This window comes from Rhodococcus sp. Leaf225 (assembly GCF_001426145.1).
Lineage (GTDB): Bacteria > Actinomycetota > Actinomycetes > Mycobacteriales > Mycobacteriaceae > Rhodococcoides.
The window spans coordinates 91,058-105,719 of sequence record NZ_LMRN01000009.1 but is presented as its reverse complement, the minus strand read 5'-3'; the positions used below and the strand labels follow the sequence as shown (position 1 = coordinate 105,719).

Genomic DNA, 14,662 nt, shown 5'->3' with positions numbered 1-14,662 from the left:
GACCAGCTCGGACGGTTCGTTTCTGGGCTAGCCTCCGCGGGTGCGACAAATCGGGGGAGTCGCGGGTGGTGAGGCCACGGACGGCGAGCTGCTCGCGGCGCACATCGCGGGGGACGCGACGGCTTTCGCCGTGCTCGTACGACGCCACCAGGACCATCTCTGGCTCACGGCACGGAGGGCCAGCTACTCCGCGGAGGACGCGGCGGACTCCCTCCAGGAGGCGCTGCTGTCCGCGCACCGCACCGCCGCCTCGTTCCGTGCGGACGCCGCCGTCCGCAGTTGGCTGCACCGGATCGTCGTCAACGCGTGCCTCGACCGCATCCGCCGCAATCGCGTCCGACCCACCGTGCCGCTCGGGGAGGAGACCCGCGAGCCACGTGATCCCTTCGACCGCTACGCCGACGTCGATCTCTCCCTCGTCGTCGAGAAGGCACTGTTCTCACTCCCTCCCGACCAGCGCGCCGCGATCGTCGCCGTCGACATGGAGGGGTACTCCGTCGCCGATGCCGCCGCGGCGCTCGGGGTTCCCGTCGGCACGATCAAGAGCCGTTGCGCCCGGGGCCGTCAGAAGCTCGCCGTCGTCCTCGCCTCCGTCCGTGTGCAGAACTCGGACGAGTGAGGGGAACCGGGGACCCGCCGCGGGCGTCCAATCTGTCATGGCGACAGACGAGGCGGTGACGTGTCCGTGACCGACCGCGCTCCCCTCACTCCCGACCTCCTCGCCGACCTGCACGCGGGCCTGCTCCCGGAGGACGAGGCCGCCCGCATCCGCGAGCGCGTCGAGACCGATCCCGAGGCAGCGGCCCGTCTGGCCGACCTGGACGCCGTCGTCGACATGGTGCGCGCACGGGGCGCCGATCTCACCGCCGGTGTCACGATGCCGCCCGACGTCGCCGCGCGACTGCACGGCGCACTCACCGGAGTACCGCGGGACGAGTTGGCGGCACGACGCTCGGGCCGACGCACCCGGATCCCGATCATCGCGGCGGCCGCGGCGATCGTCGCGCTGGTGGGGGCCGGTGCCGGCCTGGCACTCGCGTCCATCGAGACGGTCGGGGGCGGTGATCAGGTGATCGCCTCGGCCCGGCCACTCGACGACCGCACGGTATTGTCCGTCGTCGGGTCGGTCGATCGAGGCCGCTTCGTCGATGCCGCCGTGCTGGCCGGTTGCCTCGAGGCCAACGGCATCCCGGCGTCGGCCACGGTGGTCGGATCCGGCCCGGTCACCCTGGACGGCATCGAGGCGACCCTTCTCGTCACGGCCGGGACCACGCCCGGTTCGCTCGTCGCGGTCGCTGTGGGCGACTCCTGCGGTCCGGACGATCCGGACACGGTCTCGCGCGCGGAGATCGGCTGACACGCCCGGTGCCGTCGCCTCGGGCCGCCTGCCTCGAGTGAGGGAACAACGTCTCCTGACCTAGTGTTGAGGGCATCAGAGGGCGAGCGCTGGAGCGCCGACCCTGGTTCCACACACGATCTCGGAAGGCGAAGATGACTACTTCGGACATCCACGACCTGATCATCGTCGGGTCCGGTCCCGCCGGCTACACCGCTGCGGTGTACGCCGCTCGCGCGGAGCTGAAGCCCCTGGTGTTCGAGGGCACCCAGTTCGGCGGCGCGCTGATGACCACGACCGAGGTGGAGAACTTCCCCGGCTTCCGTGACGGCATCATGGGTCCCGACCTCATGGAGCAGATGCGCGAGCAGGCCATGCGTTTCGGCGCCGACATCCGCACCGAGGACGTCGAGGAGCTGTCACTGACCGGTGACGTCAAGACCGTGACCGTCGACGGCACCGAGTACCGTGCCCGCGCGATCATCCTGGCCATGGGTGCCGCCGCACGCTACCTCGGTGTTCCCGGAGAGCAGACGCTGCTCGGCCGCGGCGTCTCCGCGTGTGCGACATGCGACGGCTTCTTCTTCCGCGACCAGGACATCGCCGTCATCGGTGGTGGCGACTCCGCCATGGAGGAGGCCACCTTCCTCACCCGTTTCGCGCGCTCGGTCACCATCGTGCACCGCCGCGAGGAGTTCCGTGCGTCGCGCATCATGCTCGAGCGCGCCAAGGAGAACGAGAAGATCACGTTCGTCACCAACGCCGACGTCGTCGAGGTGCAGGGTGAGTCCGGCGTGACGGGTCTGAAGATCCGTGACACGGGATCCGGTGAGGAGCGCGTCCTCGATGTCACCGGCGTGTTCGTCGCCATCGGCCACGACCCCCGCTCCGAGCTCGTCCGCGGACAGGTCGAGCTCGACGACGCGGGCTACGTGGTGGTTCAGGCGCCCACCACGTCCACCTCCATCGACGGTGTCTTCGCGGCCGGCGACCTGGTGGATCACGTCTACCAGCAGGCCATCACCGCGGCCGGTACCGGCTGCGCCGCGTCCATCGACGCCGAGCGCTGGCTCGCCGACCAGGGCGACATCACCGAGAACACGCTCGAGAACGCCGACCGCGACGTCGACGTCGTGAGTGTCTGAGCACCGTCCATTCCGCTACGTCCGGCACACGAGAGGCACGAGAACATGACCGACAAGAACACCGTCACCATCAGTGACGACACCTTCGCCACCGAGGTCCTGCAGAGCGAGAAGCCCGTCCTGGTCGACTTCTGGGCGACGTGGTGCGGACCGTGCAAGATGGTCGCACCGGTGCTCGAGGAGATCGCCGGAGAGCACGCGGACAAGATCACCGTCGCCAAGCTCGACATCGACGCGAATCCGCAGGCAGCGCGTGACTTCAAGGTGATGTCCATCCCCACCATGATCCTGTTCCAGAACGGTGAGCCCGTGAAGACCATCGTCGGAGCCAAGGGTAAGGCCGCGCTGCTGCGCGACCTGGACGGCGTCCTCGCCTGACCTGACATTCCCGCACCACCACACGCCCGGCCTGTCCATGACACGCCGGGCGTGTGTGCGTTCTGCGGCCGGGACGATTGTGGGAGGAGCATGATCTTCTGAGACAATCGTCCATCAGGAACACCCACCGGGGACGTGTACCGCCGGTCGCCGTTGCGACCGGTCACGAAGAAGGGTCGACGACAGTATGAAGCCACTCCGCCACGGCGATCGAGGTCCAGCCGTCGCGGAGGTCCGGGACATCCTCTCGGGTCTCGGCTTCCTGCCTCCCTCGGCCGCGGTGGACGGCGACACTGCCTGGGCGGAGCCGGACGTCCTGTTCGACGCCGCTCTCGACGAGGCCGTCCGCGCGTTCCAACAGCAGCGCGGCCTCCTGGTCACCGGCGAGGTCGACACCGCCACGTACCGCTCGGTGAAGGAGGCATCCTTCCGACTCGGCGCCCGCACCCTGATCTACCAGCTCTCCGCTCCGCTGTACGGCGACGACGTCGCCACCCTGCAGCGTCGCCTGCAGGACCTCGGGTTCTACAACGGACGGGTCGACGGCTACTTCGGTGGCGAGACGCACGAGGGTCTGTCGTCCTTCCAGAGCGAGATCGGACTGTCGCCCGACGGCATCTGTGGACCCGCCACCCTGCGTGCCCTCGACCTGCTCGGCACCAGGGTCACCGGCGGATCGCCGCACGCGATCTCCGAGGAGGAGCTCGTCCGTCGGTCGGGACCGCAGCTGACGGGCAAGCGCATCGTGATCGACCCGGGACTGGGTGGCGTGAACTCCGGCATGGTCGTCCAGACCCCCGACGGTCCGCTGACCGAGGAGGCGATCCTGTGGGATCTCGCCGGACGGCTCGAGGGGCGCATGGCGGCGACCGGTATGGAGACGTACCTGTCGCGTGCCCGGTCCGCGGATCCCAGCACGGCTGAGCGTGCCGAGACCGCCAACGGTATCGGCGCCGACCTCATGATCTCGCTGCGCTGCAGCAGCTACCCGTCGCCGGTGGCGCACGGTGTGGCCAGCTTCCACTTCGGCAATTCACACGGCTCCGCGTCGCTCATCGGTCAGGTGCTCACCAGCTACATCCAGCGTGAGATCGTGGCACGGACCTCGTTGCAGGACTGCCGGAGTCACGGTCGCACGTGGGACCTGCTGCGTCTGACCAACATGCCGACCGTGCAGCTCGAGCTGGGTTACCTCACCAGCCACGAGGACGTCGAAGTACTCGCCGATCCGCGGATGCGCGACATCATCGCGGAGGCCGTGCTCGTCGCGGTGAAGCGCCTGTATCTCCTCGGCCAGGACGATCAGCCGACGGGAACGTTCACCTTCGCCGAGCTGCTCGCCTACGAGCTGTCTGTCGCCGAGGGTGCCTGACACTCCTCCGTCCGGCCGGCCGGACGTCGCTCAGCGAGCCCCGACGGGCACGCGAGCATCGGCTTCCACCACGGTGAGTGCTGCAGCCTCCAGCAACCGCTCGAGCGCAGCCTCCACGTCTTCCTTCCACCCGTGGTCCCGATCGAGCTCCAACCGGAGCCGCGGGAACCGGTGATGCGGAGCCACGACCTCGAAGCCGTACTTCTCGAGGAAGTCGGCGTCGATCATGCAGGTCGCCTCCCCGCACGGCGGGGTGTCGATGAGGGACCGGCGTTCGTCGACCTCGGAATCCTCGAGCCGGACTCCGAACGCCTCGAGAGCTCGCACACCACGGTTGACGAGATCGCGCACCACTGCGTGCAGGAGCGTGTCCCGAATTCCGTCACCGTCCTCCGCGGACAGCGGTGAGTAGAGCGACGTCAACAGGACTGCATCCGGACTGACCGGTGCGGTGGGGAAGTGCGCGACTCGGGGCACGGCGCCGGGAGGTGCGTACAGAGCGCACCCCACCGAGTCGGAGGACGCCGGTACATCGGCGCCCGCGACATCGGTGGCGACCTGTCCGCACGGACCCCACTCGAGCATGACCATCGACAGCCACGCTTCCTTCTCGAATTCGGTGTCGACGAGAGTCGCCGTGGAGGGGGCCGCGGGATCCATGGTCCAGAAGACGCACTGGCGGTCGTGTGCCGGCAGCGCATCGAATCCGCCGAGGGTGAGTGTGGAGACGACGATCGACACGCGTTGACTCAGCCTCCGTACCCCGACTCGCGGCGGCGACGAGCCTCCGCGACTGTGTGTGCCCCTTCAGGATAAGCGATAGGCCTCTCCCGAGGACACCACGTCGCCTGCCAGACGAAAGTCGAAGCAGTGCACTGACTTTCGGTTTCGATGGCGAAGTTACGTCACAGTGACGAAAAGAGCGTGGGTGGCCGTACCCGCGATCGACGCGGTCACGACGACTTCTGGCGTTCCATCATCTCCACGATGCGCTGAAGGTCGTCCACGGAGCCGAACTCGACCACGATCTTGCCTTTACGCTTGCCGAGGCTCACGGTGACACGGGTGTCGAACGATTCGGAGAGCCGCTCCGCGACGTCCTGCAGACCCGGCATCTGGATCGGCTTGCGTTTCGGAGCCGGGGCCGGCGCAGCCGGGTACTCCCGATTCGCGAGAGTCACCGCCTCTTCGGTGGCTCGCACCGACATGCCCTCGGCCACGATGCGTGCCGCCAACTCCTCCTGTGCCGCGGCGCCCGCCTCGAGCGACAACAGTGCTCGAGCGTGACCGGCGGACAGAACGCCCGCCGCCACGCGCCTCTGTACGGGAATGGGGAGCCGTAGAAGCCTGATCATGTTCGTGATGACGGGGCGTGATCGACCCAGCCGCGCAGCGAGCTGATCGTGCGTCACGTCGAACTCCTCGAGGAGCTGCTGGTACGCAGCCGCCTCTTCGAGTGGGTTCAGCTGGACCCGATGAATGTTCTCGAGGAGCGCGTCGCGGAGGAGCGTGTCGTCGGCTGTCTCGCGCACGATCGCCGGAATCGCGTCGAGTCCGGCTTCCTGGCTCGCCCGCCATCGGCGCTCACCCATGACCAACTGGTAGCGATCGTCGCCGATCTGGCGGACCACGATCGGCTGCATGAGGCCGAACTCGCGGATCGAGTGCACCAGTTCGTCGAGCGCTTCCTGCTCGAACACCGAGCGCGGCTGCTTCGGATTCGGTTCGATCTTGCTGGGTGCGATCTCCCGATAGACCGCGCCGGCGGGCGAGAGGTCGTCCTCCTCGATGGACGGCGGAGTGGGGGACGGAGCCGTCGCCGTGCGGGACTCGCCACCGATGACGACGTCCGCGGCCGCCGATCCCAGGCCGGAACTCTGACCGGGGGATGTCGGTATGAGAGCCGCCAGACCGCGGCCGAGACCGCCCTTCTTGGTCGAACTCATGCCGTTCCCTCCGTTGCTGCGTTCATGCTCGCGCTCCGCGCTGCCATCTCACGCCCCGCGTCGAGATAGGACATGGCGCCACGTGAACCCGGGTCGTAGTCCAAGACGGTCATTCCGTATCCGGGAGCTTCGGAGACCTTCACGCTGCGAGGAATCACCGACTTGAGTACGGCATCACCGAAGTGCTTGCGCACCTCGTCGGCCACCTGGTCGGCGAGCTTGGTTCGGCCGTCGTACATCGTGAGGATCACGGTGGACACGTGCAGACGCGGATTGAGGTGCGCCTGGACCAACTCGATGTTGCGCAGCAGCTGACCGACGCCTTCCAGTGCGTAGTACTCGCACTGGATGGGGATGAGCACCTCCGTTGCCGCGACCATCGCGTTGACGGTCAGGAGTCCGAGCGACGGCGGGCAGTCGATGAGGACGAAGTCGATCTGCAGATCGTCGAGCGCCGCGCTGGACAACGCGGTCTTGAGTCGACCTTCGCGAGCCACCATGGAGACCAGCTCGATCTCGGCGCCTGCCAGATCGATCGTCGCCGGGATGCACATCAGGCGATCGTTCTTCGGGCTGCGTTGAATGGCCTCCACGGCGGTGATCTCACCGAGGAGCAGCTCGTAGCTGGACGGGGTGCCCGACGTGTGGACGGCGCCGAGAGCCGTGGACGCATTGCCCTGGGGATCCAGATCGACGACCAGAACAGACAGTCCTTGCACGGCGAGTGCCGCGGCGATGTTCACCGCCGTCGTCGTCTTGCCGACGCCGCCCTTCTGGTTGGCGATCGTCAGCACTCTCCGAACCGGGGGTCGCGGCAGAGCGACGCCGCTCTTGTGCAGAACCTGGCTCGCGCGCTGCGCCGCCGCACCGATGGGGGTGTCGTCCGACGTGATGGGGGGGTAGCCGTAGGACTCCGATGCCGATCGTGTTTCACGTGAAACGTCGACGGCGGGTGTTTCACGTGAAACAGCGGCTTCGGATTCACCCGACATGACTTGCTCCTTCGACAACGATCGATCCACGCAGACGTCAGCGTGAGCCGGCGGAGAACTTGGGGACGCGGTTACCACGCACAGCGCGCTCCGCGCGTACAACGATAGTCGGTGTGGGAACGACGCCCTCACCACACTGCAACACCTGGAAGTTCTTCGCGCCTATCCGCGTGAGCGTCCCGGAGTCGCGATCGATCTCCTCCTGCGCCGTGCTGCCCTTCAAGGCGAGCATCACGCCGCCCTCGTGCACGAGGGGCAGGGACCAGCGCGCCAACTTCTCCAACGGGGCAACCGCACGCGACGTGACGATGTCACAACCGCCGGCTTCTTTGATGACGCCCGGCTGCTCGGCTCGTCCGCGCACCACCGTCACGTCGAGACCGAGTTGCTCCACGATCTCTGCGAGATACACCGTGCGCCGTAGGAGCGGCTCGACGAGGAACACGGACAGATCCGGTCGAGCGATCGCGAGAGGGATCCCTGGCAGCCCGGCACCACTGCCGACGTCGACCACGCTGGCGCCCTCGGGCATGAGCTCTCCGATCACGGCGCAATTCAGGAGATGACGCTCCCACAGCCGAGGGACCTCGCGCGGACCGATCAATCCTCTGACGACACCGTCACCCTTCAGGGAGTCGTAGTACGCCCGAGCCGTGTCGGCACGGTCACCGAACACTCGAACGATGGCATCGTCGACCCACGCTGGAGTCGCGGACTCTTCCTCATGTTCCACGTGAAACATCCTCTCGCGTCGTCCTGAGTGGTCGTGAACCACACTCGTGTAATTCTGCTGACGCCGGGCGCCACGCGCTGGAGGCAGTCTAGTGACGACCGCAGACATTCCTCACCCGCCGAGACGTCGTCCGACCCCGGGCACGAGAAAGGGGCGCGGTCCGTGGACCGCGCCCCTTGTCGACTCCGTCGTCAGATCACTCCTTGACGACGACCACGTGTCGATTCGGCTCGACGCCGTCACTCTCACTCGTCACACCGGCGATCGTCGCCACAGCGTCGTGCACGATCTTGCGCTCGAACGGGGTCATCGGCTCCAGAGGTTCGCTGTCACCGGACGCCGCGACGCGCTCAGCGGCCTCGGTTCCCAGTCGCGTCAACTCCTCGCGGCGGCCCGCACGCCATCCGGCCACATCGAGCATCAGCTTGCTGCGGTCGCCCGTCGACTGCTGCACAGCGAGACGCGTCAGTTCCTGCAGTGCGTCGAGTACCTCACCCTTGCGACCGACCAGCTTGTTGAGATCCTTGCCGCCGTCGATGCTGACGACTGCACGGTCACCCTCCACGTCGAGGTCGATGTCGCCGTCGAAGTCGAGGACGTCGAGCAACTGCTCCAGGTAGTCGCCCGCGATCTCGCCCTCTTCGACGAGGTAGTCCTCGGCGTCACCCTCGGGCTCGTCCGCCTCTGTGTCTGATTCCGGGGTCACGGGAGCAGCGGCCACCACGGTGTCGTCTGCCGAGGCCTCGACCTCGGGTGTGCTCTGCTCGTCCGTCTTCGAATCGATGGTCACGTTGTCGTCCATTTCCGTTCGCACTCGTATCACTTCACGTGGTTCTGGTCCGCGGGCGGACCGGCAGGGTCACGACGGCCGGATCAGCGGCGCTTCTGCTGCTTGGGTCGCACCTTGCCGGGAGGAGTCTTCTTCTTCCGAGGAGTGGTGGCGCCGTTGGTGGCCGCGGTGCCCGGTGTCGGGTTCGACTCCGATGATGCCGTGTCACTGCCGGTGTCCGTGGTCGATTCTGCCGCGACGGCGCGGGTGGGCTTGGCTCCCGGTGCCGGCTTCTTCTTCAGAGCGTCAGGGCGCGCACCGGGCTTCGGAGCGTTCTCGTTCCGGCGCTCCAGAGCGGCTTCCTTCTTCGCCGCCTCTTCCTTGTCGATGCGACCGAAGACGAGGTGCTGCTGCGCGTAGGTCCACACGTTGTTGCTCACCCAGTACAGGAGGATGGCCACGGGGAGGAACGGGCCACCGACGAGCACGCCGAGCGGGAACACGTACAGGGCGAGCTTGTTCATGATCGCGGACTGCGGGTTGGCCGCAGCTGCCTCGCTCTGACGCGCCACCGACGCGCGCGAGTTCAGGTGGGTCGCGATGCTGGCGATGATCATCAGCGGGATCGAGACGGCGAGGATCGGACCGATCGACGGGATGCCGCCGAACGGCTCGAACGCGCGCAGCTGCGACTCGGGTGACGTGATGGCCGCCGAGATGGGCGCACCGAACAGACGTGCCGACAGGAAGGACTGGACGTCCTCGACGCTGAAGAAGTAGTTCGGAGTCTCGGCGTTGACCTCCGGGCTCAGACCCAGCTGCCCGATTCCGGTGCCGGTGCGGTTGAACGACCGGAGCACGTGGAACAGGCCGATGAACACCGGCGCCTGTGCGAGCACGGGGAGGCAACCCATGATCGGGTTGAAGCCGTGCTCCTTCTGGAGCTTCTGCATCTCCACGGCCAGCTTTTGACGGTCCTTGCCGTACTTCTTCTGCAGAGCCTTGATCTGCGGCTGAAGTTCCTGCATCTGGCGCGTCGTCCGCACCTGCTTGACGAAGGGCTTGTAGAGGATCAGACGCAGTGTGAAGACGAGGAACACCACGGACAGCGCCCAGGCGAAACCGCTGTCCGCGCCGAGCACGGCGCCGAACACTTTGTGCCAGACCCAGAGAATTCCGGATACCGGGTAGTAGATGAAGTCGAGCACTGCTCTATGTACTCCTCTGTTGATTCACCCTCACGGGGTCACGAGACTGCGGGCAAGCGTGGTCGGTGTCGGTGGGCACCGCGTCGGCACCACCCCGGAGACGACGCGGGGGTGGAACGGGATCCCACCCACCAGGGTGCCAGGGCGCGCACTTCAGGAGGCGGACGACCGCCAGAACGGCACCGACGACGAACCCACGGGTGCGGAGCGCCTCCACGGCGTACTCACTGCACGTCGGCGTGAATCGACACGTCGGAAGGCGAAGAGGGGAGATGTAGGACCGGTACCCCTCGATGAGGAGGATGACCGATCGGGCCGGTAGAGACATCAGCCAACGCAGGAGGCTCCGGTCGGACGCAGGCTCGACCGGGACCGGATTCGCGGACTCCGTCATCACGTCTCGGACCGGCCGAGGGCGCGGGGGCGCTCGGCGGGAACCGGGTGAGAGGAGTTCATCGCGCGCATCGCTCCGAGTCGTCGCAGACCCGACGCCAGCTGGCGTTCGAGTTCGGAGGACGCCGCGGTCGCTGCTCCGGGCAGTGCCCGCACGACCACGTCGACATCCGACTCGACGAGAGGAAGCATCGAGCTGCAGATATGACGAAGCCGGCGTGCGACTCTGTGTCGAGTCACCGCCGGCCCCACTGCTTTACTGACCACGAGCCCGAAACGCGGGTGTCCGGAAGAGACGAGAGCGTTCTCGTCCCCCCGGAACCTCAGGTGCACGACGATGTCGTGGCGTCCTGTACGGCGGCCGCGGCGCACCGTCGCCTGGAAATCCGACGACTGGTGCAGCCGATGCTGCTCAGGTAACACCCGAGCGTTCCGGTTACCGGGAAATCAGGCGGTCAGCGACGCGCGGCCCTTGCCGCGACGAGCCGACACGATCGCGCGACCGGCACGCGTGCGCATGCGCAGACGGAAACCGTGCACGCGTGCACGACGACGGTTGTTCGGCTGGAACGTCCGCTTGCCCTTGGCCACGGTGGTACTCCTCGAGATATCGGCAGTCCCGAGGACTGCCGGTGGTGTGCTGATGGTCGCGAGTTCGGCGAACTCGAGTTCGGTGGCCACTCGCGCAGGAGAACGGCAGGACCGATCCACGCATGTCGCGGGTGACCGTTCGAGGGTACTGACGGCGTCGAACGAGGTCAAACCGCGCTACCCCGGGGACGGTGCTCCTGTCACGATGACACGCCTCGACCACGACGACGACCTCGCGGAGGCAGGAGAGGACCGTTCGTCTTGTTGTGCACCGACGAGCCTGCTAACTTCGCTGTGCGGGTGACGACGTCTCGCCCCGTCGGTGGGGATCTCTCACCAAGGCTCTGCATCGCCGCAGGTCAGAACGCCGCTGCTCCGGGCCGTCTCCGTGCGAGATGCCGTCGAGCTACACCGGTGTCGTTTGTCCACAGCTGTGGATAATTATGTGGAAACACAGGTCGGGTGGCATATTCGTGTCGTCGGCGGGGCCCTCGAGGCACCGCAGCATCATCGACGGCCGCGGTCACGCCACGGCCCTGGGGAGGCACCGTGGAGGACGATCCGGACGTCTTGGCCGCTGTATGGCCGAGCGTCGTCGCCGAGCTCACGGCGGAGTCGAATTCGGGGTCCTCCCTGTCTCGCGCCCAGAAGGCGTGGCTCGCTCTCGTCCGCCCCATCACTCTGGCGCAAGGTTTCGCTCTGCTCTCGGTTCCGTCGCCGATCGCGCAGGAGGCGGTCGAGCGCGGTCTGCGTGAACCCATCCTCGCGGCCCTCGGTCGCCACCTCGACCGCCCGGTCGAGGGACTCGGTGTCCGGCTGGCGCCCGGAGCCGACGCCGACCTCTCGGACGTTCCCACGCCCGTCGACACCGAACGTCGCCCCGACACCGCACACAGTGCACCCGTGTATCGCCGACGCCTGCTCACCGAGTCCACCGCGGGCGAGCCGTCCGACTCCGAGAGCAGTGACTACGGCGATCACGAGGAGGTCGACGACGACCGGGACGCTCTGACCAGCGTCCAGAACTCGTGGCCCACCTCGTACACGGTGCCGCCGCGCTCGACGTCCACTCCGACGGGCAGCACCAGCCTCAACGCGAAGTACACGTTCGACACCTTCGTCATCGGCGCCTCCAACCGGTTCGCCCACGCGGCCGCCGTCGCCATCGCGGAGGCTCCGGCGCGGGCGTACAACCCGCTGTTCGTCTGGGGTGCGTCCGGACTGGGGAAGACGCACCTGCTGCACGCCGCCGGCCACTACGCCCAACGTCTGTTTCCCGGCATGCGTGTGAAGTACGTGTCCACCGAGGAGTTCACGAACGACTTCATCAACAGCCTTCGAGACGACCGCAAGGTGGCGTTCAAGCGCCGCTACCGCGAGACGGACGTCCTGCTGGTCGACGACATCCAGTTCATCGAGGGCAAGGAAGGTATCCAGGAGGAGTTCTTCCACACCTTCAACACGCTGCACAACGCGAACAAACAGATCGTGGTCTCCTCCGATCGGCCGCCCAAGCAGCTCGCGACCCTCGAGGAACGACTGCGCACCCGCTTCGAGTGGGGCCTCATCACCGACGTGCAACCGCCCGAGCTCGAGACGCGTATCGCGATCCTGAGCAAGAAGGCGCAGATGGACCGCCTCGACGTGCCCCACGAGGTGCTCGAACTCATCGCGAGCCGGATCGAGCGGAACATCCGTGAGCTCGAGGGCGCGCTCATCCGAGTCACGGCCTTCGCGTCGCTCAACGGGCACAACCTGGACACCGCGCTCGCCGAGGCTGTTCTCCGAGATCTGATGCCGGACTCGACGGGACTGGAGATCACGGCGGCGACGATCATGGCCGTCACCGCGGAGTACTTCGACACCTCGATCGAGGAACTGTGCGGCCCCGGCAAGGCCCGCGCGCTGGCGCAGGCGCGACAGATCGCGATGTATCTGTGCCGCGAGCTGACCGATCTGTCGCTGCCCAAGATCGGTCAGACGTTCGGCCGTGACCACACCACCGTCATGTACGCCGACAAGAAGATCCGCAAGGAGATGGCCGAGCGGCACCGTACGTACAACCAGGTGCAGGAGCTCACCGCTCGCGTGAAGCAGCGCTCCAAGCGCTGACCCCTCCGAGTGTCCACGGCCGTTCGACTCGCCCCCGCGGCGATGCGGGCGGCCGTTCTCGTCGATACGGAGCCCCGAACGGAGACGAGTTCGGCCGGGATCCGGGCCGATTCTGCTCGATACACACCTGTGGACAACTGTGTGAATAACGTGGATACCCCGGGGATGAAATCTGTAGTTCGCACCGAGTCCACCGTCCGTCCACATGTGACCCGCACCGAGCCCGTCGTGATGCCCGGGTTCATCCTCGAGCCGCCACGCCGTGCCACCAGCACCGGACAGGGTCGGTCCACAGATTCCACAGGACCTATGACTACTGCTTGTATTTCTTCCTAGGAACATCTCTTTGAAAACAGGGTGGGGACGGATCCATTCACAGCCGCCTCCGAGGCCTCGGATCGAGACGAACCCCGACTTTTCAGCACGCGCTCGAGGGCATACGGTGTGGTTTGCCCACCGACTCGTGTGGAGCAGGTCAGCGAGAGGATCAACCGGGCGATGGAGCTTGGCAGTGTGAAGTTTCGAGTTGCTCGAGAAGATTTCTCCGATTCGGTGGCCTGGGTGGCGCGATCGCTCCCGTCCCGTCCCGCGGTTCCCGTCCTCGGCGGTGTGCTGCTGTCGGTCGACGACTCCGGACTGACGGTCTCCGGCTTCGACTACGAGGTGTCGGCCCAGGTACGCGTTCCCGTGGAGGTCGCCGGCGGAGGCCAGGTGCTCGTGTCGGGCAAGCTGCTCGCCGACATCACGCGCTCGCTGCCGAACAAGCCGGTCGACGTCTCGGTCGACGGGACCAAGGTGCTCATCACGTGCGGCAGTGCCAAGTTCTCTCTTCCCACGATGCCGGTGGAGGACTACCCGCAACTCCCCGAACTGCCGTCGCAGACGGGCACCGTCCCGGTCGACGTGTTCGCCGAGGCCATCAGCCAGGTGGCCATCGCCGCGGGCCGTGACGACACGCTCCCGATGCTCACCGGTATCCGCATGGAGATCGACGGCGACTCCGTGGTGCTCGCCGCTACCGACCGGTTCCGTCTCGCCGTGCGCGAACTCGACTGGACTCCGGCCGCACCCGGCACGGCCGCCGCGGTCCTCATCCCCGCCAAGACCCTGTCCGAGTCCGCGAAAAGCATTGGTGGCGGCGCGGAATCGGGCGTCGAGCTCGCTCTGGGCTCCGCATCGCACATCGGCAACGACGGCCTCCTGGGCATCGTCAGCGACGGCCGCCGCACCACCACCCGTCTGCTCGACGCAGAGTTCCCGAAGTTCCGGCAGTTGCTGCCGTCCGAGCACACCGCGGTCGCCAGCGTGCCCATCGCTCCCCTCCTCGAGGCCATCAAGCGTGTCGCTCTGCTCGCCGAGCGTGGGGCGCAGGTCCGCCTCGAGTTCTCGGCCGACACGGTCACTCTGTCCGCCGGCGGCGACGATGCAGGCCGGGCCGAGGAGTCGATCGAGGCGAACTTCCAGGGCGAGCCCCTGGTGATCGCGTTCAATCCCGGGTATCTCATCGACGGTCTCAACTCGCTGCACTCCGAGCGGGTGTCCTTCGGGTTCACCACACCGAGCCGGCCCGCAGTGCTGCGCCCGGCGGGTGAGGACGAGCTCGAGCCGGACGAGACCGGAACGTTCAGCGCACCGAAGAGTGCGTACACGTACCTGCTCATGCCGGTACGCCTTCCGGGCTGAGTCG

The 14,662-nt window shown here is 67.0% G+C and carries 16 protein-coding genes; 7 read left to right on the top strand and 9 right to left on the bottom strand.

Going from position 1 to position 14,662, the window contains the following annotated elements:
- The first annotated feature begins 40 nt into the window (after positions 1–40).
- The 5 genes from sigM (at position 41) to ASG69_RS04850 (ending at position 4,231) form a co-directional block, all read left to right on the top strand.
- Positions 41–619: an RNA polymerase sigma factor SigM gene (gene sigM / locus ASG69_RS04870; protein WP_056440861.1), complete on the top strand. Its 579-nt coding sequence runs from the start codon at positions 41–43 to the stop codon at positions 617–619.
- 60 nt (positions 620–679) lie between these two features.
- On the top strand, positions 680–1,357 hold the full coding sequence (locus tag ASG69_RS04865) for a hypothetical protein (protein WP_056440855.1): 678 nt from the start codon (positions 680–682) through the stop codon (positions 1,355–1,357).
- A gap of 134 nt (positions 1,358–1,491) precedes the next feature.
- The gene (gene trxB / locus ASG69_RS04860) at positions 1,492–2,481 is read left to right on the top strand and encodes a thioredoxin-disulfide reductase (RefSeq protein WP_056440853.1); all 990 of its coding nucleotides are present in this window, start codon (positions 1,492–1,494) and stop codon (positions 2,479–2,481) included.
- Between the two features lie 45 nt (positions 2,482–2,526).
- Positions 2,527–2,859 carry a thioredoxin gene (trxA, locus tag ASG69_RS04855; protein WP_027505953.1) on the top strand — a complete coding sequence of 111 codons (333 nt, stop codon included), beginning with the start codon at positions 2,527–2,529 and terminating at the stop codon, positions 2,857–2,859.
- Positions 2,860–3,046: 187 nt separating this feature from the next.
- Positions 3,047–4,231 (top strand): N-acetylmuramoyl-L-alanine amidase, encoded by a 1,185-nt coding sequence (locus tag ASG69_RS04850; RefSeq protein WP_027505952.1) that lies wholly within the window; start codon positions 3,047–3,049, stop codon positions 4,229–4,231.
- Between the two features lie 30 nt (positions 4,232–4,261).
- On the opposite strand, the gene ASG69_RS04845 is transcribed toward ASG69_RS04850, so the two are convergent.
- The 9 genes from ASG69_RS04845 to rpmH form a co-directional block, all read right to left on the bottom strand.
- Positions 4,262–4,972 carry a hypothetical protein gene (locus ASG69_RS04845; RefSeq protein ID WP_056440849.1) on the bottom strand — a complete coding sequence of 237 codons (711 nt, stop codon included), beginning with the start codon at positions 4,970–4,972 and terminating at the stop codon, positions 4,262–4,264.
- A 212-nt stretch (positions 4,973–5,184) separates the two neighbouring features.
- Positions 5,185–6,177 (bottom strand): ParB/RepB/Spo0J family partition protein, encoded by a 993-nt coding sequence (locus ASG69_RS04840; protein WP_056440847.1) that lies wholly within the window; start codon positions 6,175–6,177, stop codon positions 5,185–5,187.
- On the bottom strand, positions 6,174–7,169 hold the full coding sequence (locus ASG69_RS04835) for a ParA family protein (RefSeq protein ID WP_056440844.1): 996 nt from the start codon (positions 7,167–7,169) through the stop codon (positions 6,174–6,176). The genes ASG69_RS04840 and ASG69_RS04835 overlap by 4 nt, the downstream gene beginning before the upstream one ends.
- A 37-nt stretch (positions 7,170–7,206) precedes the next feature.
- The gene (gene rsmG, locus ASG69_RS04830; protein WP_056440841.1) at positions 7,207–7,911 is read right to left on the bottom strand and encodes a 16S rRNA (guanine(527)-N(7))-methyltransferase RsmG; all 705 of its coding nucleotides are present in this window, start codon (positions 7,909–7,911) and stop codon (positions 7,207–7,209) included.
- A gap of 187 nt (positions 7,912–8,098) precedes the next feature.
- The gene (locus ASG69_RS04825; protein WP_081821301.1) at positions 8,099–8,704 is read right to left on the bottom strand and encodes a Jag family protein; all 606 of its coding nucleotides are present in this window, start codon (positions 8,702–8,704) and stop codon (positions 8,099–8,101) included.
- Between the two features lie 71 nt (positions 8,705–8,775).
- On the bottom strand, positions 8,776–9,879 hold the full coding sequence (gene yidC, locus ASG69_RS04820) for a membrane protein insertase YidC (RefSeq protein ID WP_027505946.1): 1,104 nt from the start codon (positions 9,877–9,879) through the stop codon (positions 8,776–8,778).
- Positions 9,880–9,883: 4 nt separating this feature from the next.
- A complete protein-coding gene (yidD, locus tag ASG69_RS04815) occupies positions 9,884–10,207 on the bottom strand; it encodes a membrane protein insertion efficiency factor YidD (RefSeq protein ID WP_374197732.1) in 324 nt (107 codons plus the stop codon).
- Between the two features lie 65 nt (positions 10,208–10,272).
- The gene (gene rnpA, locus ASG69_RS04810) at positions 10,273–10,695 is read right to left on the bottom strand and encodes a ribonuclease P protein component (RefSeq protein ID WP_051613399.1); all 423 of its coding nucleotides are present in this window, start codon (positions 10,693–10,695) and stop codon (positions 10,273–10,275) included.
- 24 nt (positions 10,696–10,719) lie between these two features.
- Positions 10,720–10,863 carry a 50S ribosomal protein L34 gene (gene rpmH, locus ASG69_RS04805; RefSeq protein ID WP_027505944.1) on the bottom strand — a complete coding sequence of 48 codons (144 nt, stop codon included), beginning with the start codon at positions 10,861–10,863 and terminating at the stop codon, positions 10,720–10,722.
- Positions 10,864–11,412: 549 nt separating this feature from the next.
- Between rpmH and dnaA the strand changes: the two genes are divergently transcribed.
- Both dnaA and dnaN read left to right on the top strand, forming a co-directional pair.
- The gene (dnaA, locus tag ASG69_RS04800) at positions 11,413–12,975 is read left to right on the top strand and encodes a chromosomal replication initiator protein DnaA (RefSeq protein WP_027505943.1); all 1,563 of its coding nucleotides are present in this window, start codon (positions 11,413–11,415) and stop codon (positions 12,973–12,975) included.
- 498 nt (positions 12,976–13,473) lie between these two features.
- Positions 13,474–14,658, top strand: coding sequence for a DNA polymerase III subunit beta (dnaN, locus tag ASG69_RS04795; protein WP_027505942.1), 1,185 nt, complete (start codon positions 13,474–13,476; stop codon positions 14,656–14,658).
- Positions 14,659–14,662 lie beyond the last annotated feature (4 nt).

Bases quoted from the DNA above. Each gene is read 5' to 3' on its own strand.
- trxB (WP_056440853.1), top strand. From the start codon at position 1,492: ATGACTACTTCGGACATCCACGACCTGATCATCGTCGGGTCCGGTCCC.
- trxA (WP_027505953.1), top strand. From the start codon at position 2,527: ATGACCGACAAGAACACCGTCACCATCAGTGACGACACCTTCGCCACC.
- ASG69_RS04850 (WP_027505952.1), top strand. From the start codon at position 3,047: ATGAAGCCACTCCGCCACGGCGATCGAGGTCCAGCCGTCGCGGAGGTC.
- ASG69_RS04840 (WP_056440847.1), bottom strand. From the start codon at position 6,177: ATGAGTTCGACCAAGAAGGGCGGTCTCGGCCGCGGTCTGGCGGCTCTC.
- ASG69_RS04835 (WP_056440844.1), bottom strand. From the start codon at position 7,169: ATGTCGGGTGAATCCGAAGCCGCTGTTTCACGTGAAACACCCGCCGTC.
- rsmG (WP_056440841.1), bottom strand. From the start codon at position 7,911: ATGTTTCACGTGGAACATGAGGAAGAGTCCGCGACTCCAGCGTGGGTC.
- ASG69_RS04825 (WP_081821301.1), bottom strand. From the start codon at position 8,704: ATGGACGACAACGTGACCATCGATTCGAAGACGGACGAGCAGAGCACA.
- yidD (WP_374197732.1), bottom strand. From the start codon at position 10,207: ATGTCTCTACCGGCCCGATCGGTCATCCTCCTCATCGAGGGGTACCGG.
- dnaN (WP_027505942.1), top strand. From the start codon at position 13,474: ATGGAGCTTGGCAGTGTGAAGTTTCGAGTTGCTCGAGAAGATTTCTCC.